The organism is Arthrobacter sp. SE2 (assembly GCF_058244265.1).
The window spans coordinates 18,675-42,632 of record NZ_JBZAYA010000024.1 but is presented as its reverse complement, the minus strand read 5'-3'; the positions used below and the strand labels follow the sequence as shown (position 1 = coordinate 42,632).

General features: G+C 64.5%; 23 protein-coding genes. All 23 read left to right on the top strand.

The features are described 5' to 3' along the window. Positions 1 to 2: 2 nt before the first annotated feature. Positions 3 to 215 carry a hypothetical protein gene (locus tag AC4CS3_RS21645; RefSeq protein ID WP_441414917.1) on the top strand — a complete coding sequence of 71 codons (213 nt, stop codon included), beginning with the start codon at positions 3 to 5 and terminating at the stop codon, positions 213 to 215. A gap of 135 nt (positions 216 to 350) precedes the next feature. Next, positions 351 to 3,029 (top strand): alanine--tRNA ligase, encoded by a 2,679-nt coding sequence (gene alaS, locus AC4CS3_RS21640; protein ID WP_490785163.1) that lies wholly within the window; start codon positions 351 to 353, stop codon positions 3,027 to 3,029. A gap of 2 nt (positions 3,030 to 3,031) precedes the next feature. Beyond that, positions 3,032 to 3,622, top strand: a complete 591-nt coding sequence (gene ruvX / locus AC4CS3_RS21635; protein ID WP_490785162.1) for a Holliday junction resolvase RuvX — start codon at positions 3,032 to 3,034, stop codon at positions 3,620 to 3,622. Further along, the gene (gene mltG / locus AC4CS3_RS21630; RefSeq protein WP_490785161.1) at positions 3,619 to 5,295 is read left to right on the top strand and encodes an endolytic transglycosylase MltG; all 1,677 of its coding nucleotides are present in this window, start codon (positions 3,619 to 3,621) and stop codon (positions 5,293 to 5,295) included. The genes ruvX and mltG overlap by 4 nt, the downstream gene beginning before the upstream one ends. Then, complete coding sequence (locus AC4CS3_RS21625) at positions 5,292 to 6,179, top strand: shikimate dehydrogenase (protein WP_490785160.1); 888 nt, start codon at positions 5,292 to 5,294, stop codon at positions 6,177 to 6,179. Before mltG ends, AC4CS3_RS21625 begins: the two co-directional genes overlap by 4 nt. A gap of 29 nt (positions 6,180 to 6,208) precedes the next feature. After that, the gene (aroC, locus tag AC4CS3_RS21620) at positions 6,209 to 7,408 is read left to right on the top strand and encodes a chorismate synthase (RefSeq protein WP_490785159.1); all 1,200 of its coding nucleotides are present in this window, start codon (positions 6,209 to 6,211) and stop codon (positions 7,406 to 7,408) included. Positions 7,409 to 7,464: 56 nt separating this feature from the next. Then, positions 7,465 to 7,974 carry a shikimate kinase gene (locus tag AC4CS3_RS21615; RefSeq protein WP_441414918.1) on the top strand — a complete coding sequence of 170 codons (510 nt, stop codon included), beginning with the start codon at positions 7,465 to 7,467 and terminating at the stop codon, positions 7,972 to 7,974. Continuing rightward, positions 7,971 to 9,062 carry a 3-dehydroquinate synthase gene (aroB, locus tag AC4CS3_RS21610; RefSeq protein WP_490785158.1) on the top strand — a complete coding sequence of 364 codons (1,092 nt, stop codon included), beginning with the start codon at positions 7,971 to 7,973 and terminating at the stop codon, positions 9,060 to 9,062. Before AC4CS3_RS21615 ends, aroB begins: the two co-directional genes overlap by 4 nt. Continuing rightward, positions 9,059 to 9,580 (top strand): tetratricopeptide repeat protein, encoded by a 522-nt coding sequence (locus AC4CS3_RS21605; protein ID WP_441414897.1) that lies wholly within the window; start codon positions 9,059 to 9,061, stop codon positions 9,578 to 9,580. The genes aroB and AC4CS3_RS21605 overlap by 4 nt, the downstream gene beginning before the upstream one ends. Before the next feature lie 156 nt (positions 9,581 to 9,736). Beyond that, the gene (gene efp / locus AC4CS3_RS21600; RefSeq protein WP_028267136.1) at positions 9,737 to 10,300 is read left to right on the top strand and encodes an elongation factor P; all 564 of its coding nucleotides are present in this window, start codon (positions 9,737 to 9,739) and stop codon (positions 10,298 to 10,300) included. Next, positions 10,300 to 10,710, top strand: a complete 411-nt coding sequence (nusB, locus tag AC4CS3_RS21595) for a transcription antitermination factor NusB (protein WP_490785157.1) — start codon at positions 10,300 to 10,302, stop codon at positions 10,708 to 10,710. The genes efp and nusB overlap by 1 nt, the downstream gene beginning before the upstream one ends. A gap of 197 nt (positions 10,711 to 10,907) precedes the next feature. Continuing rightward, positions 10,908 to 11,489, top strand: a complete 582-nt coding sequence (gene pyrR / locus AC4CS3_RS21590) for a bifunctional pyr operon transcriptional regulator/uracil phosphoribosyltransferase PyrR (RefSeq protein WP_490785156.1) — start codon at positions 10,908 to 10,910, stop codon at positions 11,487 to 11,489. Continuing rightward, positions 11,486 to 12,499, top strand: a complete 1,014-nt coding sequence (locus AC4CS3_RS21585; protein ID WP_437770083.1) for an aspartate carbamoyltransferase catalytic subunit — start codon at positions 11,486 to 11,488, stop codon at positions 12,497 to 12,499. The genes pyrR and AC4CS3_RS21585 overlap by 4 nt, the downstream gene beginning before the upstream one ends. Beyond that, a complete protein-coding gene (locus AC4CS3_RS21580) occupies positions 12,499 to 13,845 on the top strand; it encodes a dihydroorotase (RefSeq protein WP_490785155.1) in 1,347 nt (448 codons plus the stop codon). The genes AC4CS3_RS21585 and AC4CS3_RS21580 overlap by 1 nt, the downstream gene beginning before the upstream one ends. Continuing rightward, positions 13,845 to 14,366 (top strand): PH-like domain-containing protein, encoded by a 522-nt coding sequence (locus AC4CS3_RS21575; RefSeq protein ID WP_490785154.1) that lies wholly within the window; start codon positions 13,845 to 13,847, stop codon positions 14,364 to 14,366. Before AC4CS3_RS21580 ends, AC4CS3_RS21575 begins: the two co-directional genes overlap by 1 nt. After that, positions 14,347 to 15,636: a glutamine-hydrolyzing carbamoyl-phosphate synthase small subunit gene (carA, locus tag AC4CS3_RS21570; protein ID WP_490785153.1), complete on the top strand. Its 1,290-nt coding sequence runs from the start codon at positions 14,347 to 14,349 to the stop codon at positions 15,634 to 15,636. Before AC4CS3_RS21575 ends, carA begins: the two co-directional genes overlap by 20 nt. Then, entirely contained in the window at positions 15,636 to 18,956 is a 3,321-nt protein-coding gene (gene carB, locus AC4CS3_RS21565) for a carbamoyl-phosphate synthase large subunit (protein ID WP_236810731.1), read from the top strand. The genes carA and carB overlap by 1 nt, the downstream gene beginning before the upstream one ends. After that, positions 18,949 to 19,863, top strand: a complete 915-nt coding sequence (gene pyrF / locus AC4CS3_RS21560; protein WP_490785152.1) for an orotidine-5'-phosphate decarboxylase — start codon at positions 18,949 to 18,951, stop codon at positions 19,861 to 19,863. Before carB ends, pyrF begins: the two co-directional genes overlap by 8 nt. A gap of 101 nt (positions 19,864 to 19,964) precedes the next feature. Then, positions 19,965 to 20,297 carry an integration host factor, actinobacterial type gene (gene mihF, locus AC4CS3_RS21555; protein ID WP_490785151.1) on the top strand — a complete coding sequence of 111 codons (333 nt, stop codon included), beginning with the start codon at positions 19,965 to 19,967 and terminating at the stop codon, positions 20,295 to 20,297. 89 nt (positions 20,298 to 20,386) lie between these two features. Beyond that, entirely contained in the window at positions 20,387 to 20,959 is a 573-nt protein-coding gene (gene gmk, locus AC4CS3_RS21550; protein ID WP_490785150.1) for a guanylate kinase, read from the top strand. Between the two features lie 39 nt (positions 20,960 to 20,998). After that, entirely contained in the window at positions 20,999 to 21,259 is a 261-nt protein-coding gene (gene rpoZ / locus AC4CS3_RS21545) for a DNA-directed RNA polymerase subunit omega (RefSeq protein ID WP_028267125.1), read from the top strand. Positions 21,260 to 21,286: 27 nt separating this feature from the next. Beyond that, complete coding sequence (coaBC, locus tag AC4CS3_RS21540) at positions 21,287 to 22,534, top strand: bifunctional phosphopantothenoylcysteine decarboxylase/phosphopantothenate--cysteine ligase CoaBC (protein WP_490785149.1); 1,248 nt, start codon at positions 21,287 to 21,289, stop codon at positions 22,532 to 22,534. 92 nt (positions 22,535 to 22,626) lie between these two features. Continuing rightward, the gene (gene metK / locus AC4CS3_RS21535; protein ID WP_234754218.1) at positions 22,627 to 23,856 is read left to right on the top strand and encodes a methionine adenosyltransferase; all 1,230 of its coding nucleotides are present in this window, start codon (positions 22,627 to 22,629) and stop codon (positions 23,854 to 23,856) included. Positions 23,857 to 23,958: the final 102 nt, after the last annotated feature.

The following is a 23,958-nucleotide window of genomic DNA, read 5'->3' as shown; positions in this document are numbered from 1 at the left end:
GGATGGGGATCGGCGTGGCAATCGGAGTCATCGCCTTCCGCAAGATCACCCAAGCGCAGGCCGCTATTGGCCCCGAAGGCCTGAACCGCGCCGTGGCACGACTGGCCGACGGCGTGTACGACTTCGCCGACGCCGTGCGCGCCGGAATGAATGAACGCGAAGTCGACCTCAGGGCCGCGCTCGGCATCTCAGAGTCCGACGCCGGCAGCCAGTAGCAGCCGCGGTACAACTTGCCGCGGTTCGCCCAAGCGGCCGTCAACAAGGCAGAATTAGAAGCTGCGGCAATGGCATATGCCAGAACCGCGCACAAACTCATGTGCAGTGAATTGAGAAGGGTAAGTAATCAGCTAATGAAGTCGCAGGAGATCACCAAACGCTGGGTGGACTTTTTTGTCAGCAAGGGCCATACCGCCGTCCCCTCAGCATCGCTCGTATCCAGCGACCCTTCCCTGCTCTTCACTGTGGCCGGCATGGTTCCGTTCATTCCTTACCTCACCGCCCGCGAGGAACCGCCCTTCGACCGCGCCACGAGCGTCCAGAAGTGCATCCGCACCGGCGACATCGAGGAAGTGGGCAAGACCGCCCGCCACGGGACGTTCTTCCAGATGTGCGGAAACTTCTCTTTCGGGGACTACTTCAAGGAAGACGCCATCAAGTTCGCTTTCGAGCTGCTGACCAAGAGCGTCGACGACGGCGGCTACGGACTGGACGTTGAGCGCCTTTGGGTGACCGTCTACGAAGAAGACGACGAAGCCCAGGACCTGTGGCTCAAGAACACCGGCATCCCGGCTTCGCGGATCCAGAGGATGGGGAAGGCGGACAACTACTGGTCCACCGGGCAGCCGGGTCCTGCCGGCCCGTGCTCGGAAATCTACTACGACCGCGGACCGGCCTATGGCGCCGAAGGCGGTCCCATCGCGGACGAAAACCGCTACGTCGAAATCTGGAACCTCGTGTTCATGCAGTACCAGATCGAGAACGTCCGCTCGAAGGTGGACTTCGACATCGCCGGCGAGCTGCCCAAGAAGAACATCGACACCGGCCTCGGCATGGAGCGCCTCGCGATGATCCTGCAGGGTGTCGAAAACATGTACGAAACGGACCAGGTCCGTCCCGTCATCGACAAGGCCGCAGCCCTGTCCGGCAAGGAGTACACCTCTGCCGAGTCCCCACAAGACCCGCACCACACGGACGACGTCCGGATGCGCGTCGTTGCCGACCACATCCGCTCTGCCCTCATGCTGATCTCCGACGGCGTGTCCCCGTCCAACGAAGGCCGCGGTTACGTCCTGCGTCGGCTCATCCGCCGTGCCGTCCGCGCCATGCGCCTCCTCGGAGTCGAAGAAGCTTGCCTCCCGCAATTGCTTCCGGCTTCCCGCGACGCCATGAAGGGCGTCTACCCCGTCGTTGAAACCGACTTCGACCGCATTAGCCGCATCGCTTATGCCGAAGAACGAGCCTTCCTGCGCACCATCGCTTCCGGCACGGCGCGCCTGGAAGAAGCCGTGGTGCTCTCCAAGGCTGCCGGCAAGCCGCTGTCCGGCGAAGATGCCTTCGCCCTGCACGACACCTACGGGTTCCCGATCGATCTCACCCTTGAAATGGCCGAGGAAGCCGGCTTGAAGGTTGACGAAGCCGAGTTCCGCAGCCTCATGCTCGAACAGCGTCAGCGTGCCCAGGCGGATGCCAAGTCCAAAAAGGGCGGACACGCCGATGTCTCAGCCTTCCAGGAACTCCTGGCCGAGGGCGAGACTGTCTTCACGGGCTACACCGAGCTGGAGGGCGAAGCCCGTGTCCGCGGCATCGTCAGCTCCGGCCGGCGCGTCGCCCACGCATCCACGGGCGACGAAATCGAGCTCGTGCTCAACGAGACGCCGTTTTACGCCGAGGCCGGCGGCCAGTCGGCCGACAAGGGCCTCATCACCGGTGACGGCTTCGTCGTCGAGGTCCTCGACGTCCAGCGCCCCGTGAAGGGCCTGAGCGTCCACAAGGCGATCGTCCGCGAAGGCGAGATCGCCTCGGACGCTTTGGTGCGCGCCGCCGTCGACCGCGAACGCCGCCACGCTGCAGAGCAGGCCCACACGGGCACGCACATCGTGCACGCTGCGCTGCACCAGATCCTCGGCCCGGAAGCCACCCAGCGTGGTTCCTTCAATAAGGCCGGCTACCTGCGCTTCGACTTCGCCTGGGGAGAAGGTCTGAGTGCCGCCACGAAGTCCGAGATCGAAGAGGTTTCGAACATCGCCATCCGCAACAACTTCCGGGTGGACACCAAGGTCATGGGCCTCGCTGAGGCGAAGGCCCTCGGCGCCATGGCCCTCTTCGGCGAGAACTACGGCAGCGAAGTCCGCGTTGTGGAGATCGACGGCGCGTGGTCCCGCGAACTCTGTGGTGGCACGCATGTGGCCAACACTTCCCTCATCGGGAGCCTGTCGCTCCTCGGCGAACAGTCCGTCGGTTCGGGAAACCGCCGCGTGGAAGCCTTCGTCGGCCTCGACGCCTTCCGACACCTCGCCGCCGAGCGCGCCTTGGTCACCGAGCTCACGGAAATGCTCAAAGTCCCGTCGGGCCAGTTGGCAGACCGGATCTCCAGCACCTTGGCCAAGCTCAAGGCTACGGAAAAGGAACTCGACCGCCTCCGCAAGGAGCAGCTGACGGCAGCCGCCGCTAGCCTCGTTGCCACGGCCCGGGATGCCGCAGGCGTCCGGGTAGTGGCGCACGACGCCGGCCAGGTTGGGGGAGCGGACGACCTCCGCAGCCTCGCAATGGACCTGAGGAACCGGCTCGGCTCCGACGCTTCCACTGTTGCCGTGGCCGGTGTCAACAACGACCGTCCCGTCATCATCGTGGCCACCAACGAGGCCGCGCGAGAAGCGGGCGTCAAGGCAGGCGCCCTCGTCCGCGTGGCTGCGGGAATACTCGGCGGTGGCGGCGGCGGCAAGGACGATGTCGCCCAAGGCGGCGGAACCGACGCCGCGAAGATCGCACCGGCCCTTGCGGCCGTTGTGGACGCGATCGCCAAGCGCTGATTTTGGAGGCCATTGCGAGCAACGACGACTACCCCCGGGGCATCAAACTGGGGGTGGACGTCGGCACCGTCCGTGTGGGAGTTGCCATCTGCGATCCGGACGGGATTCTGGCTACGCCGTTCAAGACGGTGAGCCGGGATGCCAAGAAGAATTCCGATATCGGGGTCATTGTCCGGCAGGTCGCGGAGCTCGGCGTCGTCCAGATTTTCGTCGGGCTGCCCCGTACGATGAGGGGCGAGGAACACGCTTCTGCCGTCATGGCCACCGACTACGCGGAGTTGCTCGCAGCCCACTTGCAACGCCGCGGACTCAACGTTCCAGTCAACATGGTGGACGAACGGCTCAGCACCGTGACGGCCCACCGCAATCTCCATGAAGCTGGCATGAGCAGCAAAGATCATCGTAAAGTGGTGGATCAGGTTGCCGCTGCCGGAATTCTGCAGCACGCGATCGACATGCAAAAAGCCAGAGGTGCGGATGTGGGCAGGCGCGTGCAGGCGCCGATGCCACCCCAACACATTGACGGTGCCAGTGCGCCGCTGCCGGCCTCCGGCATTGATCCACACTCTCCAACGAGGGGAAGACAATTGTGAGCCCGGTCAACAACGACCCCTCCAACGACGCATCAGAAGGCCGTACCCGGCCCCTGACTCGTCGTGAAGTCCGTGCCAGGGAACGCTTCCTGGAGACGCAGAACCAGGAGGTATTGCCACCACCTGTGCCTGTCCACTTTGAACCTGTCCCAGTCCCTAAGCCGCAGCCGGCATATGTCCCGGATTACGCACAGGAGGCCGCGGAAGCGACCACGCACGCCGCTGACCTCCACGACGACCGTATCGACGGCGAAACGGACCAGCCCGAAGAGGCTGTGCAGCAGCACGACGCTTCGCATGACTACCTTCTGCACCGCGATGACACAGGGCAACACCCGGACACGGTGCAGCACCCTGACTCAGTGCAACCAGACGTCGAGCACTACGACGTGGCGCACCCCCACGACCTCGTGCCTCCCGCCGTCGACCACGATGCTTTGCACGATGACGCTGTTCACGGCTTCGACGTCGCACACGCTGACGAGTTCCACGAGCTGCAGGCCCATGACGAAGGTTATGCGCACCACGATCCCCAGTTCGACTACGAAGTCCATGACGAGCACGCCGCCCATGACCTCATGGCAGCTGCGACTCCCGCGCCAAAGGTGCCCTCGAAGAAGGTCCGCAGGCGCCGCCGTTTTGTGGCGCTCCTCATCACCCTCACGGTGTTCGTCGCCGCGGTTGCAATTGGGGCACAGTTCCTGAAGCCGTTGCTCGGGATGGACAAGGTCAGCGACTACCCCGGCCCTGGTACCGGCTCGGTCACTGTCACTGTGGCCCCCGGCTCCGGCCCCAAGCTGGTTGCCACCAACCTTCAGAGCCAGCACGTCATTGCCGACGCCGATTCCTTCGTGGCGGCCTTCACTGCGGCCGGTGGTGAACTCTCACCCGGTGATTTCACCTTCAAGACGGAAATGAAGAACTCCGATGCGGTGAATGTGCTCCTCGGCAAGGATTCGTCCAAGGTCATGTATTTCGCTTTGAGTGCAGGATTGCGCATCGGTGAATCCCTTGACGCGATCTCCAAGGGTTCGGGCATACCTCTGTCCGAATTGAAGGCGCTCAGCGACTCACCGGCCCAGTTCGGCGTCCCTGCCCCGGCAAAGAACCTCGAAGGCTTCCTGGCACCGGGGGAGTACCGTTTCCCCCTTGGAACCTCCGCCAAGGACATCCTCCAGAAGCTCGTCACGGCCACCACCGACGAGCTCAAGGCCCAGGGGGTCACGGATCCCACCAAGCAGTACCAGGCCATCACGGTGGCAAGCATCGTGCAGGCTGAAGGTGGCCAGGCCGACTACGGCAACGTGGCCGGCGCCATCTACAACAGGCTCAAGCCGGGCAACACCGAGACGAACGGGCTCATCCAATCCGATGCCACGGTTACCTACGGCCTGGGTACCAAGACCTTCCACCTGACCGATGCCCAGAAGGCTGACAAGGGCAACCCCTACAACACCTACGCCAACGTAGGCCTTCCGGTCGGCCCCATCGGTTCACCCGGCAAGACGGCGATCGATGCCGCCGCGAAGCCGACGGCCAACAACTACCTTTACTGGGTGACCATCAACCTCGACACCAAGGAAACCAAGTTCTCCAGCACGCTGGCGGAACACCTCAAGTACGTTGACCAATACAACGCGTGGTGTGCAGCCAACGCCGGACGGTGCGTGTGAGTAGACGTGCTGCCGTCCTGGGGCACCCCATCAGCCACTCGAAGTCACCAGCGCTCCACCGCGCGGCTTACGCGAAGCTCGGACTCGACATTGAATACTCGGCAATCGATGTAACCGTTGAGCGGCTCCCGGCCTTCATGGCGGACCTTGAGGCTGGCGATGATTGGTGCGGTTTGTCCGTCACCATGCCCCTCAAGACCGCCATGGTGGACGAAGTCGACGAAGTCCGCGGGGCCGGCGCGTACTTGGGTGTCATCAACACGGTTGCATTTGAAGACACCGGGCACGGCGTGCGGCGGGTCGGCCACAACACTGATGTGGCCGGCATCGTTGAAGCCGTGAGGAACGCAGGGGTGACGGAACAGCCGAATTCCGCGGTTCTTGGCGGCGGCGGAACATCCGCGGCGGCTATCGCGGCACTGCGGGAGCTCGGCTCGAAACACGTTGACGTCTTTGTGCGCGACGTCGGACGCGCCGCCGAGGCGAAAGCCGCGGCAGCCGCCGTCGGGCTTTCCATCCACCTCCGGCCGCTGGCCGAAGCCGCTGGAGGCATGGCGGGAGCCGATCTAGTGATCTCGACGCTTCCGCCGCGGGCGGCGGACGGCATCGCGGCGCAGCTCGAGCAGCTTCCCGGCGGTGACAAGGCTTCCGACGGCGTCAAGCTTCCCGACGATGTCTGGGGTGTCCTGCTCGACGTCGCCTACGATCCTTGGCCCAGCCGCATTGCCGAAGCATGGCATTCGCGGGGCGGAGTAGTGGTTCCGGGGCTCGAGATGTTGCTCTATCAAGCCGTGGAGCAAATCCGTTTGTTTTCCGGAGCCGACGTCACCGCCGATGTCATAGATGTGATGTGCGACTCAGTCGGGCTTCCCCGACGGGTCTAGTAAGGGCCTTACATGGCAGGATTGGATATATGTTGCGTTGGTTGACTGCCGGTGAATCCCATGGCCCGGCACTGCTCGGAATTATTGAAGGCGTCCCTGCCGGTGTTGAACTCACCAGCGAGGAAATACGCGACGCCTTGGCGCGTCGCCGTCTCGGCTATGGCCGCGGCGCCCGGATGAAGTTCGAGCAGGACGAAGTGAGCATCCTTGGCGGCGTCAGGCACGGCGTGACGCAGGGCGGCCCCGTCGCGATCCAGATCGGCAACACCGAGTGGCCCAAATGGGAGCAGATCATGTCTGCCGACCCCGTGGACCCCTCGCTTCTCGCAGACCAGGCCCGCAACGCGCCCTTGACCCGTCCGCGGCCCGGCCATGCAGATTTCACTGGCATGCAGAAATACGGATTCCCTGAGGCCCGCCCTGTACTGGAACGCGCCAGCGCCCGGGAAACCGCCACGCGTGTCGCCTTGGGTACGGTGGCTTCGCAATTCCTGAAACAGCTTGGCATCGAGCTCGTGAGCCACACGGTTTCCATCGCGAGCGTGACCGTGCCCGAGGGCCGTCCGCTGCCCCTGCCGTCCGACGTTCTGGCCCTCGATGCCGATCCTTTGCGTTGCTTCGATCGGGAGACCTCGGACGCCATGGTGGCCGAGGTTGACGCAGCACACAAGGAAGGCGAGACCCTCGGCGGCGTCGTCGAAGTTCTGGCCTACGGCCTGCCGCCGGGACTCGGTAGCTACGTGCACTGGGACCGTCGCCTCGATTCCCGCCTGGCTGCTGCCCTGATGGGTATCCAGGCGATCAAGGGCGTCGAAGTCGGCGATGGTTTCCTGACCGCCGCCCGCCGTGGCTCCGCCGCGCACGATGAAATCGTTAAGGACGAGACCGGCCGGATCGTCCGCAAGACCAACCGTGCAGGTGGCATCGAAGGTGGCATGAGCATTGGCGAAGTGCTGCGCGTCCGCGCCGCGATGAAGCCCATCGCCACCGTCCCGCGCGCATTGAAGACCATTGACGTGAGCACGGGTGAGGCCGCCAAGGCGCACCACCAGCGCTCCGACGTCTGTGCCGTTCCGGCGGCGGGTGTCGTGGCCGAAGCCATGGTTGCACTGGTGTTGGCCGAGGCCGTTGCCGAGAAGTTCGGCGGTGACTCGGTCGCCGAGACCGCGCGGAACCTTCGGGGTTACCTGGACAGCATCCCGGCAACCCTGGACTCGGTCGGCCACTAGTGGGCCGCGGTACCCCGGGCGCCGGTTACGGGCCCGCGATCGCTTTGGTCGGGCCGATGGCCGTCGGCAAGTCGGTCATTGGCCAGCAGCTCGCCCAGCAATTGGGCGTGCCGTTCGTGGACACGGACGCAGTCATCGTTGAGCACCACGGCACGATCGCGGATATTTTTGCCGGTCGGGGAGAACATGCTTTCCGGGAGATCGAGGCCAGGACGGTGGCACGCGCCGTTGAAGCCGCGGACATCAACGGCGCGGTGGTTTCGCTGGGTGGTGGCGCAGTGCTCGATTCCGGCACGCAGCAGCTGCTGGGTGCCTGCACCGTGATCTACCTCGAGTGCGATGCGGAGACAGTCGCTGAGCGCATTGCCCGCAACACGGGCAGGCCGCTGCTGGCCGGCGACGCCATGGCCCGCTGGGAGACCCTTTTTGCCGCCCGGCGTCCTGTCTATGAACGCCTTGCAGACATCACCGTCGACGTCCGGTCCGGGACCGTGGCGGAAATCGCCCTCCACGTGGAGGAAAGACTGCGTGAATACGCGGCCTTGAAAGAGGAAGTGCAAAAGTGAGTAACGAAGCAACTGTCATCAAGGTCACTGGCCAGTCCGCCAACGAGAACTACGACGTCGTCGTCGGGCGCGGCCTCCTGGAGACCCTTCCCGCGAAGCTGGGGGAACGCGTCAGGCGGGTCCTCGTCGTCCACCCACGTGCCCTGCGACTCACGGGCGATACGGTCCGTGCTGAACTCGAGGCTGCCGGATTCACCGCCCTCACCGCCGAGATCCCTGACGCCGAAGAAGGCAAGCACATCCAGGTTGCCGCCTTCTGCTGGCAAGTGCTTGGCCAGAACGACTTCACCCGCTCCGACGCCATCGTGGCGGTCGGCGGCGGCGCGGTCACCGACCTCGCCGGCTTCGTCGCCGCCACCTGGCTTCGCGGCGTCAAGGTCATCCACATGCCCACGAGCCTCCTCGGCATGGTGGACGCGTCGGTGGGCGGAAAGACCGGCATCAATACCGCAGAAGGCAAGAACCTGGTGGGTTCCTTCCACCCGCCCGCGGCTGTCCTCGCGGACCTGGACACCCTCCAGACGCTGCCCAAGAATGAGCTGATCTCCGGAATGGCAGAGGTCATCAAATGCGGCTTCATTGCCGATCCCGCCATCCTGGAACTCGTCGAAAACAAGCCGGAGGAAGTCACCGATCCAGGTTCGGCGGTGCTCCGCGAGCTCATTGAACGTGCCATTGCCGTCAAAGCGAAAGTGGTTTCCGAGGACCTCAAGGAATCCGGTCTGCGTGAAATCCTCAACTACGGGCACACGCTCGGCCACGCGATCGAACTCGTGGAACGCTACTCGTGGCGGCACGGCGCAGCGGTTTCGGTCGGCATGATGTTTGCCGCGGAGCTCGCCCGCAGCGTCGGGCGGCTTTCCGACGTCGACGCCGACAGGCACCGCAGCATCCTTGAGGGACTCGGGCTGCCGGTCACCTACCGCCGGGACCGCTGGCAGGGCCTGCTCGACGGCATGCGCCGCGACAAGAAGTCCCGCGGCGACCTCTTGCGTTTCGTGGTGCTCGACGGCGTCGCGAAGCCCGGAATCCTCGACGTGCCGGACACTTCGCTGCTCTTCGCTGCCTACCAGGAGATCGCATCATGACCACCGAGACCTTCAGCAGCATCAGTGATTGGCCCACGGGCGGATTCCCCGGGGTGCGCACCAACCCCGACACGCTCCTGCCGGCCATCGTCAACGAGGAAGCCATGCAGTCGGCGCTGGCTGAGTCCAACGATCCCGCCGACCGCATCATGGCGCTCATGCTCGAAGGCCACCCGGCAGAAGCCGCCGAGTTGTTGGCCGAGGCGCGCTACAACGATCCCGAGTCGTTCAAATTGCGGATCTTCGAAGCCGAACTGCACCGTGCCACCAACCGCTTTGACCGGGCCGTGGAGCTCTTCCGCCGGCTCCTGGGCGAAGTCCACGGAACCGTCAAGGAGCCGGTCGTCCACCAGTATTTGGGCCGGGCCTATTTTGTGGCCGGCAACCACGTCGCCGCGGCGGAGTCGTTCACCAAGGCCTTGGACCTGCGCGTCGCCTTGGCAGCCGACGCTTCGCTGATCTATTCCTCTGCTGTGGCCCTGCAACGCGCCCGGAACGTCCTCGAGTTCGCCTCCTGAGGAACGCGCGGGCAGGCGCGCCGCATTTTGCCGGTAGAATGGACTTTGGATTTTTGATAAATACGCGCTGGCTGCCGTCACGGCATGCCTGCTTGGCATAGTCGGCTGGAGCCAGAAGGCGTAGCTAGAACCAGTGAGAGAAACCAGAGGATACTAGTGGCAACCACAAATGACATCAAGAACGGAACCGTGCTGAAGCTCGAGGGCCAGCTCTGGAACATCATTGAGTTCCAGCACGTCAAGCCGGGCAAGGGCGGCGCGTTCGTGCGCACGAAGATGCGCAACGTCATGTCGGGCAAGGTGGTCGACAAGACCTTCAACGCCGGCCTCAAGATCGAAACTGCCACGGTTGACCGCCGCGATTACCAGTACCTGTACCAGGACGGCGCGGACTTCGTATTCATGGACACCCAGGACTTCGACCAGATCACGGTTTCCGGTGCCACGGTAGGCGACGCCACCAACTTCATGCTGGAAAACCAGATGGTCAACATTGCCATCCACGAAGGCACCCCGCTCTACATCGAGCTGCCCCCGAGCGTTGTCCTTGAGATCACCTACACCGAGCCGGGCCTGCAGGGCGACCGCTCCTCGGCTGGAACCAAGCCGGCTACCCTTGAGACCGGTTACGAGATCCAGGTGCCCCTGTTCGTTGAGAACAACACCAAGGTCAAGGTAGACACTCGCGACGGCAGCTACCTGGGCCGGGTCAACGACTAGTGAGCGCCCGTGGTAAAGCCCGTAGCAGGGCCCTCGAGATACTGTTCGAGGCGGAGCAGCGTTCCGCCTCCGCGTTCGAGGTCTTGAAGGCCCGCCGGGAAATGACCGACCTCGTCATCAACCCGTACACGATGGACATCGTGGAGGGCGTGGTTGCCATGCAGCCCACCATCGACGAGTTCCTCCAGACCTACGCCCAGGGCTGGACCCTGGAGCGGATGCCGGCGGTCGACCGTATCATCCTCCGGATCGGCACCTGGGAACTCCTCTACAACGACGACGTCCCGGACGGCGTGGCCGTCAGCGAAGCGGTGGCACTGGCCAAGGTCATGTCCACCGACGAATCTCCCGCGTTCATCAACGGTCTCCTCGGACGGTTGCAGACGCTGAAGCCTTCCCTTCTCGCGTAAGCGGCATTGAAAGCATGCGAAGGGCCGGTGCCACAGGAAACTGGGCACTGGCCCTTCGTCGTCTCCGCGACTGTGAGCTAAAACGCATCGCCTTGCTTCGGAGCACGCCGGCCGGGCGTCGCCCCTGTGGTAATTTTGAAGAGCAAATGTTCCTTTTTTAATTCCGTCCCGTGAGGCGGGGAAAGGGGAGACGAGCGATGACTGAAGTCACTGCGCCAGTGCCGTCCCGGGTTGTTCTCAACCACGCGGACATCGACCGCGCACTCACTCGTATCGCCCATGAGATCCTCGAAGCCAACAAGGGTTCCCAGGATCTGGTTCTTTTGGGCATCCCACGCCGCGGTTATCCGCTGGCCGTGCGGCTGGCGGAAAAAATCGCCGCTGCTGATCCATCGGTCAATGCCTCGGCAATTGTCGGCCAGCTGGACGTCACCATGTTCCGTGACGATCTTTCCCACCAGCCCGCCAGGCCCCCTTACCCCACCAGGCTGCCGTTGTCCGGCATCGACAACAAGGTTGTTGTCCTTATCGATGACGTCCTGTACTCGGGACGCACCATCAGGGCAGCCCTCGACGCGATCATCGACCTCGGCAGGCCACGCATCGTCCGCCTGGCCGTCCTCGTGGACCGCGGGCACCGCGAACTGCCGATCCGCGCGGACCACGTCGGCAAGAACCTGCCTACGTCCTCCTCGGAAAAGGTCCGGGTCCACCTTGAAGAATTCGATTCCGTGGGCGGTCAGCCGATCAATGAAGTAGTGATCGAGGCAGGCGCATGAAACACCTGCTCTCCACCGAAAACCTCAGCGCCACGAACGCCATCCGGATCCTGGACACAGCCGAAGAGATGGCGGCGGTAGGGGACCGGGAGGTCAAGAAGCTGCCCGCCCTCCGCGGCCGCACCGTGGTCAACCTCTTCTTCGAAGACTCCACCCGCACCCGCATTTCCTTCGAGGCAGCAGCGAAGAGGCTCTCCGCCGACGTCATCAACTTCGCCGCCAAGGGTTCCTCGGTGTCGAAAGGCGAGTCCCTCAAGGACACCGCGCAGACCCTCGCAGCCATGGGGGCCGATGCCGTAGTCATCCGCCACTGGGCTTCCGGGGCGCCGCACCGCCTGGCCGCCACCGACTGGATCGACGCGGCCGTCATCAACGCCGGGGACGGCACCCACGAACACCCCACGCAGGCTCTCCTCGACGCGTTCACGATGCGCCGCCACTGGTCCAAGCTGCACGGCTCGGCCTCGACTGGCGCAGACCTCACGGGCATGCGCGTCGCTATCGCCGGCGACGTCCTGCACTCCCGCGTCGCGCGCTCCAACGTGTGGCTCCTGCGCACCCTGGGTGCGGAAGTAACGCTCGTGGCCCCGCCCACTTTGCTGCCGATCGGCGTCGAACAGTGGCCTTGCAAGGTCAGCTACAACCTCGACGAGACCCTCGAGGCCGGCGTGGACGCCATGATGATGCTGCGCGTCCAAGGTGAGCGCATGAACGCTTCATTCTTCCCGTCCACCCGCGAGTATTCGCGGCGCTGGGGCTTCGACGATGCCCGCCTCCGCGCCCTCGACGAACTCGGGCTCAAGGACACGATCATCATGCACCCCGGGCCCATGAACCGCGGACTTGAAATTTCTTCCGCCGCTGCCGATTCACCGCGTTCCACCGTCCTGGCCCAGGTCCGGAACGGCGTGTCGGTCCGGATGGCTGCCCTGTACCTGCTGCTCTCGGGGGATTCCCGTGAAGCCGCCCCCATGCCGGGCACCGCCCGTTCCGATAAGGAGAGCAACTGATGACCGAGACCGCAACAGGCACCTATTTGATCCGCGGCGCGGCCATCCTGGGTGGAGACGCCGAGGACCTGCTGATCTGCGACGGAATCATCGCTGAGCGCGGCATCGGCCTTTCCGCCGAAGGTGCCACCGTGATCGAGGCCGCCGGCCTCGTGGCACTTCCCGGCATGGTCGACATCCACACCCACTTGCGTGAACCGGGCCGCGAAGACGCGGAAACCGTTGAAACGGGTACCCGCGCCGCAGCCCTTGGCGGTTACACCGCGGTCCACGCCATGGCCAACAGCAACCCGGTGGCGGACACCGCCGGCGTCGTCGAGCAGGTCCACAGCCTGGGCCGTGCCGCCGGCTGGGTGGATGTCCGTCCCGTGGGTGCCGTCACGGTCGGACTCGCCGGCGAGCAGCTCGCCGAACTCGGCGCCATGGCAGACTCCCGCGCCCAGGTCCGGGTCTTCTCCGACGATGGGATCTGCGTCCACGATCCCGTCCTGATGCGCCGGGCCCTCGAGTACGTCAAAGCGTTCGACGGCGTCGTTGCCCAGCACGCGCAGGAACCCCGCCTCACCGCGGGTGCCCAGATGAACGAAGGCGCCGTCTCCGCGGTTCTCGGCCTCGCCGGGTGGCCTGCGGTTGCCGAGGAGAGCATCATCGCCCGGGACGTCCTCCTGGCCCAGCACGTCGGCTCCCGCCTGCACGTCTGCCACGTATCCACCGCCGGATCGGTGGAAATCGTCCGCTGGGCCAAGGAACGGGGGATTAACGTCACCGCCGAGGTCACCCCGCACCACTTGTTGCTCACCGACGAACTGGTCCGCAGCTACGACCCCGTCTACAAGGTCAACCCGCCACTGCGCACCGACGCCGATGTCCAGGCGCTCCGTGCCGGACTCGCCGACGGCACCATCGACGTCGTTGGCACGGACCATGCCCCGCATCCGAGCGAGCACAAAGAGTGCGAGTGGGCCCAGGCGGCCATGGGCATGACGGGACTGGAGACTGCCTTGTCGGTAGTCCAGGAGACCATGATCGAAACCGGGCTCATGACGTGGGCCGACTTCGCCCGAGTCACGTCCACCGTTCCCGCTGCCATCGGCCGCGTGGCGGATCAGGGACGGCCGCTCGAAGCCGGTGAGCCCGCGAACGTCATCCTCGTGGACCCGGCTGCCCGGTGGACGGTGGATCCGCATAAGATGGCGACCATGGGCCGGAACTCACCCTTTGCGGGCAAAGAGCTGCCTGGCGCTGTCGTCGCCACCTTCTTCAAGGGCCACCCGACCGTACTGGACGGCAAGCTCAACACGCCGTACCGCTACGCCGCGGAGCCCGCGGGCGCCGGCAGCAACTGATGGACAACAAACTTGCTTCCTTGCTCCTCGTTGTGGTTCTTGCCGCGGTCGCGGCCGGACTCATTGCGATAGGTTGGCGCGGCAGGCTCAAACGCCAGGCCGGCCTCGCGCAGCTTCCGGAAGTGCCCGAAAGGCTCAGCCCGGCCGGCATTGTGGCTGAAGGCCAGTACGTGGCCACGACGACGGCTGGAGACTGGCTTGACCGGGTCGCCGTTCATGGACTTGGTTTCCGCGGGAACGCGGAAATGAGCGTCCACCGGGAAGGCGTCCTCTTCGACCGGAAGGGGAGCGCGCCATTGTTTGTTCCGGCGGAAGCCGTGACCGATTGCGACAGCGCCGACGGCATGGCAGGCAAGTTCGTAGAGAAGGACGGACTCGTAGTCTTGAGCTGGATGCTCGGAGAACACGAGCTCGACACCGGATTCAGGACAAGGCACGCCGCCGACAAGCAACCGCTCCTCGAAGCACTTCAAGAATTGATCTCTGCAGCCCCCCAGGCAGATGCCGATAGTGGAAAGTAACAAAGTGACGGATAGCAATGCAGTAGCAGGCGCAGTGACAGGCAATACCAACCCAGCAGAGTCCTCCGCGGCGGTGCTGGTCCTCGAAGACGGCCGCACGTTCCGCGGCCGGAGCTACGGCGCCACAGGCGTGGCGCTGGGCGAGGCGGTCTTCGCCACCGGCATGACCGGCTACCAGGAGACCATCACGGACCCCTCGTATGCCCGGCAGCTGGTGGTCCAGACGGCTCCGCATATCGGTAACACCGGCGTGAACAAGGAAGACGCCGAGTCCCGCCGCATCTGGGTGGCCGGCTACGTGGTCCGCGACGCTGCGCGACGCCCCTCGAACTGGCGCTCGGAGCGCAGCCTCGACGCGGAACTCGTTGAACAGGGCATCGTCGGCATCCAGGCCGTGGACACCCGCGCCATCACCCGGCACCTGCGCGAGCACAAGACCATGCGTGCAGGAATCTTCTCCGGCGAGGCAGCCAAGGCCACCGACAAGGAGCTCCTGGACACTGTCCTCGCCAGCGCACCCATGGAAGGTGCCCGCTTGGCCGAAGAAGTGAGCATCGACGAGGCATACGTCGTCGAACCCGCCGACCATGGCTGGGACGGCGAGCCGAAATTCAGCATCGCCGCGATCGACCTAGGCATCAAGGCGATGACCCCGGTCCGCTTCGCCGAACGCGGCGTACGCGTCCACGTCCTGCCGGCCACCGCAACGCTGGATGACGTCAAGGCAGTCAACCCTGACGGTTTCTTCATGTCCAACGGCCCAGGCGACCCTGCCACCGCAGACGCGCAGGTGAAGCTGCTCCGCGCTGTTCTCGATGAGAGGATGCCGTACTTCGGAATCTGCTTCGGCAACCAGATCCTGGGCCGGGCCCTCGGATTCGGTACCTACAAGCTCAAGTACGGCCACCGCGGGATCAACCAGCCGGTAATGGACCGCCGTACGGGCAAAGTCGAGATCACCTCGCAGAACCACGGCTTCGCCGTCGACGCTCCCATGGACGGCGCCACCATGGCTCCGGAAGAGCGCTTTGGCCGCGTGGAGGTCAGCCACGTGAGCCTCAACGACGACGTCGTCGAAGGACTCGCGTGCCTCGACATCCCGGCTTTCTCGGTCCAATACCACCCCGAAGCCGCGGCCGGACCGCACGATGCCGCCTACCTCTTCGACCGCTTCATCGACCTGATGGAGAGCACGAAGAACGGCCAGGACGCCACACAGGCCGCCGACACTCAGACATCGAACTCCGCGAAGAACGAGGACACCAAGTAATGCCAAAGCGTACAGATCTCAAGAGCGTCCTCGTTATCGGTTCCGGCCCGATCGTCATCGGCCAGGCGGCCGAATTCGACTACTCCGGAACCCAGGCCCTGCGGGTGCTCAAAGAGGAGGGCCTGCGCGTCATCCTCGTCAACTCCAACCCGGCCACCATCATGACGGACCCCGAGTTCGCCGATGCCACCTACGTCGAGCCCATCACGCCCGAGGTAGTCGAAAAGATCATCGCCAAGGAGCGCCCGGACGCCATCCTGCCCACCCTGGGCGGACAGACGGCCCTCAACACGGCCATCGCCCTCGACAAGAACGGCGTGCTCGAGAAGTACAACGTCGAACTCATCGGTGCCAACATTGCCGCGATCGAACTCGGCGAGGACCGCGAAAAGTTCAAGGGTGTCGTGGAACGCTGCGGCGCCGAGTCGGCCCGCAGTCACATCATCCACACCATGGACGAAGCACTGACCGCGGCCGAAGACCTCGGCTACCCGATGGTTGTCCGTCCGTCCTTCACCATGGGCGGCCTGGGCTCCGGCCTAGCGTACAACGAGGACGACCTGCGCCGCATCGTAGGCCAGGGCCTGCAGTACAGCCCCACCTCCGAGGTCCTGCTGGAAGAGAGCATCCTCGGCTGGAAAGAGTACGAGCTGGAGATGATGCGCGACAAGAACGACAACGTCGTTGTTGTCTGCTCCATCGAGAACTTCGATCCGGTAGGTGTCCACACGGGCGACTCCATCACCGTTGCACCGGCCCTGACCCTGACTGACCGCGAGTACCAGCGGCTGCGCGATATCTCCATCGCCGTCATCCGCGAAGTCGGCGTCGACACCGGTGGCTGCAACATTCAGTTCGCCATCGAACCGGACACGGGACGCGTCGTCGTCATCGAAATGAACCCGCGTGTTTCGCGTTCCTCTGCGCTGGCCTCCAAGGCCACCGGCTTCGCGATCGCGAAGATCGCCACCAAGCTCTCCCTGGGCTACACCCTGGACGAGATCCCCAACGACATCACGCAGCAAACGCCGGCTTCGTTCGAGCCGACGCTCGACTACGTCGTCGTCAAGGTTCCCCGCTTCGCGTTCGAGAAGTTCCCCGCAGCGGACAACACGCTGACCACCACCATGAAGTCCGTGGGTGAAGCCATGGCCATGGGCCGCAACTTCACGGAGGCCTTGCAGAAGGCCCTTCGCTCCCTCGAGCAGAAGGGCTCGCAGCTGGACTTCAGCCATGTGCCCGAATGGGAAGTTCCGGAGCTCATCGAGAAGTCCAAGCGCCCGACGACGGACCGCCTCCACCAGGTCCAGCGCGCCCTGCTCGGCGGAGCTTCGCTCGAGGACCTCTACGCCGCCACCAAGATCGATCCGTGGTTCCTGGACCAGCTGCAGCTGCTCAACGAGATGTCCCACGAGATCCGCAAGGCCGGCGCCCTGACGGAAGACATGCTCCGCAACGCCAAGCGCCACGGCTTCTCGGATGAGCAGATCGGCTCGTTGACCCACAACCCGGAGGCCGTTGTCCGCGGCGTGCGGCAGGCCCTGGGCATCCGTCCGGTCTACAAGACGGTGGACACCTGCGCCGCCGAATTCGCCGCGTACACCCCGTACCACTACTCGTCATATGACGAAGAGGACGAGGTCGGCTTGCACTCCAAGCCGTCCGTCATCATCCTGGGTTCCGGCCCCAACCGCATCGGCCAGGGCATCGAGTTCGACTACTCCTGCGTCCACGCCTCCATGGCGTTGCGCAAGGCCGGCTACGAAACCGTCATGGTCAACTGCAACCCCGAAACCGTCTCCACGGATTACGACGTCTCCACGCGCCTCTACTTTGAACCGTTGACACTCGAGGACGTCCTCGAAGTCATCGCGGCAGAGGAACGCACGGGCGGCGTCATGGGCGTGTTCGTGCAGCTCGGCGGCCAGACCCCGCTCAAACTCGCACAGCAGCTGGCAGACGCCGGCGTGCCGATCCTTGGCACCTCGCCGGAGGCGATCGACCTCGCCGAGCACCGCGGCATGTTCTCCCGTGTGCTCGACCAAGCTGGACTGATCGCCCCGAAGAACGGCACCGCGGTGTCCTTCGAAGACGCCAAGAAGATCGCCGACGAAATCGGCTACCCGGTCCTCGTCCGTCCGTCCTACGTGCTTGGCGGCCGCGGCATGGAAATCGTCTACGACGAAGCCAACCTCTCGCGCTACATCGCCAACGCCACGGAAATCACCCCGGACCACCCGGTGCTGATCGACCGCTTCCTCGAGGACGCCGTCGAGATCGACGTCGACGCGCTCTTCGACGGCACGGACATGTACCTCGGCGGCATCATGGAGCACATCGAGGAAGCCGGCATCCACTCCGGTGACTCCGCTTGCGTCCTGCCGCCGATCACCCTCGGCAGCAACGTGATCGAACGCGTCCGCACGGCCACCCGGGCCATCGCTGAAGGCGTAGGCGTCCGAGGCCTGATCAACATCCAGTTCGCTCTGGCTTCCGACGTGCTCTACGTGCTGGAAGCCAACCCGCGCGCTTCCCGCACGGTTCCGTTCGTCTCCAAGGCAACGGGCGTGCAAATGGCCAAGGCCGCGGCCCTCATCGGTACGGGCGTCACCATCAACCAGCTCCGCAGCGCCTACAAGATGCTGCCGGAAACGGGCGACGGTTCAACCCTGCCGCTCGACGCTCCCGTCGCGGTGAAGGAAGCCGTGCTGCCGTTCAGCCGCTTCCGGACACCGGAAGGCAAGGTAGTGGACTCGCTGCTCGGCCCTGAGATGCGCTCCACCGGCGAAGTCATGGGCATCGACAAGCACTTCGACACCGCTTTCGCCAAGAGCCAGGCCGCGGCCAACAACGCCCTGCCCACCGAAGGCAAGATCTTCGTTTCTGTCGCCAACCGCGACAAGCGTTCGGTGATCATGGGCGTCAAGCGCCTGTCCGATCTCGGTTTCGAGATCGTCTCCACGGGCGGTACCGCGGATGTCCTGCGCCGCAACGGCATCCAGGCCACCCCGGTCCGCAAGGTTGCCGAAGGCAGCAGCGCCGAAGGCGAAGGCACCATCGCGGACCTCATCATCGCCGGCGAGATCGACATGGTCTTCAACACGCCTTCCGGCGGCGAAGCCCGCAGCGACGGCTACGAACTCCGTGCGGCCGCTACGTCCATAGGCATTCCCTGCATCACCACGGTTGCGGAGTTCAACGCCGCCGTGCAGGCAATCGAGGCGCTGCGCACTTACGAGTGGTCGGTGACGAGCCTGCAGGAGCACGCCGCTGCGCTGTCAGCTTCCCAGGCCGCGGCAGCCGAGGCCGTCAATGCCTGAGTCTGCCGCAGCCGGGGAGCAGCCGGTTCTTAGCTCGGGGCCCCGACAGCCGTTCGGTTCCCGCCTGGCTGCCGCGATGGCCGCCCGCGGCCCCTTGTGCGTCGGCATTGACCCGCACCCGGGGCTCTTGGCGGACTGGGGATTGAACGACGACGTCGCCAGCCTGGAGCGCTTTTCGCTTACTGTCGTGGAGGCTGTGGCGAAGCTCGCTGCCGCGGTCAAGCCGCAGGTGGCGCTCTATGAGCGTCACGGCTCAGCAGGCATGGCGGTCTTGGAACGGACCCTTGCGGCCGCATCCGATGCCGGAGTGTTGAGTATCGCCGACGCCAAACGCGGAGACATCGGCTCCACGATGGCTGCGTACGCCGACGCCTGGCTACGGGATGGCTCCGCCTTGGCAGCAGACTCGGTCACGCTGAGCCCGTACCTTGGCTTCGAGTCGCTGCGACCGGCTCTCGACCTCGCGGCCGAGTCCGGCCGGGGTGTTTTTGTGCTCGCCCTGACCTCCAACCCGGAGGGCAAGTCCGTGCAGCATGTTGGGGGTTCGCAATCGGTGGCCCGGCGGATCGCCGAGGCCGCGGCCGAGGAGAACCGCCGTTATTCCGGCACTCTGGGTTCGGGGGGCAGCGGGTCTGCGGGTCTGGGCTCAGTCGGTCTCGTGGTGGGTGCCACGATCGGCGGGGCACTCGTGGAACTCGGGCTGGACCTCGACGCCGTTCACGGGCCCATCCTGGCGCCCGGGCTGGGCGCGCAAGGAGCCACGCCGGCTGATCTGCGTGCCACTTTCGGCGCGGCCTACCCGGCGGTCCTGGCGACGTCGAGCCGCGGAATCCTCGCAGCTGGTCCAACGATTGCCGGACTGCGTTCCGCCACTGAGGCCACCCGCGACGGCTTGCTGGAAGGTTGAGCCCGATCTTGGTGGGTCCAATGCATTGCGCTCCGCACTGACCACACGATAGCTTCGGGATCAGTCCAATCCGCTACGCACTCGATGCCGGCCAAAGGGGGATGTCAGTGACCTTAAAGGCTCTGTCGCCAGAGGAACGTTCCGATGCCTTGGAAAAGGCAGCGAGAGCCCGGGCACGACGGGCTCTCGCGAAGGAACAGCTCAGGTCGGGCGAACTCAGCATTGCCCGGCTGATCAAGTCGGCGCAGACTGACGAGGCCATCGCGCGCATGCGTGTTTCCGAGCTGATCGAGGCTGTCCCCGGCATTGGCCCGGTCCGGGCAGCGGCCATCATGGCGGAGATTGGGATCGCCGCTTCACGCAGGCTCAGGGGCTTGGGAATTCACCAGTGCCGGTCGCTGATAGATTTTATGGAAGACAAATACGGCGTCTAAACGAATGCAGCGTTTAACAGATGCAGCGTTTAACATATGCAGCGTTTAAGAAGATATGCAGCATATATAGAATCTCCACGAAGGACGATGTGAGCAAGAATCCGGGACTGACCGTCCTCGCAGGCCCCACTGCCGTTGGCAAGGGAACAGTATCCACGTATATCCGGGACAATTACCCCGAGGTCTGGCTGTCAGTTTCAGCCACCACACGCGCGCCGCGGCCGGGGGAGAAGGACGGCGTCCACTACTACTTCAAGTCCGCCGAAGAATTCGACGCACTTGTTGCGGACGGCCAGTTGCTTGAGTGGGCCGTGGTCCACGGAAAGAACCGCTACGGCACGCTGCGCAGCACCGTGGACGCTGCCATCGCCGAAGGCAGGTCCGTTCTGCTGGAGATCGATTTGCAGGGCGCCCGCCAGGTCAAGGCGGCAGTTCCGGACGCCAACTTCGTCTTCCTCGCTCCGCCCAGCTGGGACGAAATGGTCCGCCGCCTGGTGGGGCGCGGCACCGAAACCCCGGAGGAACAGCAGCGACGGCTGGAAACCGCTAAACTGGAACTTGCCGCTGAACCGGAGTTTGACCACACCGTCATCAATGACGACGTACGACGGGCAGCGGCCGAGCTTGTTTCACTCATGGGGCTTACCCCGCATCAGCGCTAAGCGCTAGCACTTGTCAGCCCGTTAGAATTTGGAGAATTCGTGTCCACGAACCTTGAAGGCATCATCAACCCGCCGATCGACGAGCTGCTTGCTGCTGCCGATTCAAAGTACGGCCTGGTGATTTTCGGCGCCAAGCGCGCGCGCCAGATCAACGCGTACTACGCCCAGCTGCATGAGGGCCTCTTCGAGTACGTTGGCCCGCTGGTCGACACCAAGCTGAACGAGAAGTCGCTTTCCATCGCCCTGCGCGAGATCAACGAAGGCCTGCTGGTTTCCACTCCCATCGAGCCCGCAGAGTAAAACAGACTGCCTGTTGACGGAGGTCACGTGCGCATAGTCCTCGGAGTCGGGGGAGGGATCGCAGCCTACAAGGTTGCATCGCTCCTCCGGCTTTTTACTGAGGCCGGACACAAGGTCACGGTCATTCCCACGGAGGCAGCCACCCGGTTTGTCGGCGTGGCTACGTGGGAGGCCCTCTCGGGCAATCCGGTGAGCAACAGCGTCTTTGACGACGTCGAGAAGGTCAATCATGTCCGTCTCGGTCATGAGGCGGATCTCATCGTGGTCGCCCCGGCGACTGCCGACCTGCTGGCCAAGGCAGCAACCGGCCAAGCGGGGGATTTGCTGACCAATACACTCCTCATGGCCCACGGTCCAGTGCTTTTCGCTCCCGCAATGCACACCGAAATGTGGCACAACAAAGCCACCCAGGCGAATGTGGAGACACTGCGCAGCCGGGGCATCACCGTCCTGGAACCCGCGGTGGGCCGGTTGACGGGCGCGGACTCCGGGCCAGGCAGGCTGCCCGAGCCGGAAGCGATCTTCGCAGCCGCTATGGCTTTGGTCGACGCGTCAGCGCCCTCAACCCGGCTTCCAGGCCCGAAACCCCTGGCCGGGCGGACCATCACGATTTCCGCCGGCGGCACCCGGGAAGCCCTGGATCCAGTCCGGTTCCTGGGGAACAGGTCCTCCGGCAAGCAGGGTGTTGCGCTGGCCGCAGCGGCCCTTGACGCAGGCGCCCAGGTCAGGTTCCTCGCTGCCCACATGGAAGTACAGGCGCCCGCGGGCGTCGAACTGATCCAGGTTGAATCCGCATTGGAGCTCCGTGACGCCGCGCTGGAAGCCGCCGTCGGCTCCGACGTCGTGATCATGGCAGCGGCCGTCGCAGATTTCCGCCCCGCCGAAGTTTCAGACACGAAAATCAAGAAGGTCAACGGCAACGATGCCCCCGTGGTGCGCCTCGTGCAGAACCCGGACATCCTGCATGAGCTGGTGGTGCGCCGCGACGCTGAGGCATCCACGCAGTTGATCATCGGGTTTGCAGCCGAAACCGGGGACGAGGACGGCAACGTCCTGGAGCACGCCACCGCCAAGCTCAAACGCAAAGGCTGCGACCTTTTGGTGGTCAACCAGGTCGGCGTCGGGCGCGTGTTCGGCCAGGACCAGAATTCTGTGATCATTCTCTCCGGCCATGGCGCGGCGCCGCAGTCGGCGGCAGGTTCCAAATCCGACGTCGCCGCCGCTGTTATTGACCGCATCAGCACGGAACTGAGCCGCGTACACCCGGCAACGTAGGCCCCGGGTGAGGCTCATTCGTTAGCTGGTCCATCCTTAGCATAGGGACATACGGCGGAAGCCGGCCGCCCCCAACCGAGTAAGGTAGTCGAGTGACTTTACCGCTGCACCATGAATCCCACGGCATCCCGTCCAAGCTCCGGCTCTTCACCTCGGAGTCTGTTACGGAAGGGCACCCGGACAAGATCTGCGACCAGATCAGCGATGCCATCCTCGATGCGCTCCTGGCGGCAGACCCTGAGTCGCGCGTGGCTGTTGAAACCATGGCCACCACCGGCTTGGTGCACGTAGCCGGCGAAGTCACCACTGATGCCTATGTCGAAATCCCGCAGATCGTCCGCGAGACCATCCTCGGCATCGGTTACGACTCGTCCGCCAACGGCTTCGACGGTGCCCGTTGCGGCGTATCTGTCTCCATCGGACAGCAGTCCAACGACATCGCCGGCGGCGTCTTCAATTCGCTCGAAGCCCGCGAAGGGCGCCAGGAGGACGACTACGACCTCCAGGGCGCCGGTGACCAGGGCATCATGTTCGGCTACGCGAGCGATGAGACTCCGTCCTACATGCCGACGCCGATTTGGCTCGCCCATCGGCTCTCCGAGCGTCTCACCGAAGTCCGCAAGAGCGGCGAACTGGCCTACTTGCGCCCTGACGGCAAGACCCAGGTCACGGTCGGGTACGACCGCGACCGTCCGGTTTCCGTTGAAACGGTGGTCATCTCCAGCCAGCACGCCGAAGGGACCCACCTCGATCGCCTGCGCGCCGATCTTGCCTCCCACGTGATCGAGCCCGTCCTGGCCGTGTCCAACCTGGACATCTCCCACGTCGCGAACATCCTGAACCCGGCCGGTGCCTTCGTCATCGGCGGTCCCGTCGGGGACGCCGGGCTGACAGGCCGAAAGATCATCGTTGACACGTACGGCGGCATGGCCCGCCACGGCGGCGGTGCCTTCTCCGGCAAGGATCCGTCGAAGGTGGACCGTTCGGCGGCCTACGCGATGCGTTGGGTAGCGAAGAACGTCGTAGCCGCAGGTTTGGCCAAGCGGGCCGAAATCCAGATCGCCTACGCGATCGGCCAGGCGCGTCCGGTGGGCACCTACGTGGAAACCTTTGGCACCGAGACTGTTGACCCGGCCAAGATCAGCGAAGCGATTGCGGAGATCTTCGACCTCCGTCCGCGCGCCATCATCGACGCCCTCGACCTCAAGCGCCCCATCTACGCAAAGACGGCGGCGCATGGCCACTTCGGCCGCGACGAGCCGGACTTCACGTGGGAACGATTGGACCGCGTGGACGAACTGAAGGAATTCTTCAACGCCTGAACCGGCTCGCCCGTGACAGTCGGTGCCAGCCGGAATCCGATGGGCCAGGGCCGGAATTGTCGGTGGTGCCTGCTTGGATTGCCCCAAGGCATCCGGCACTCC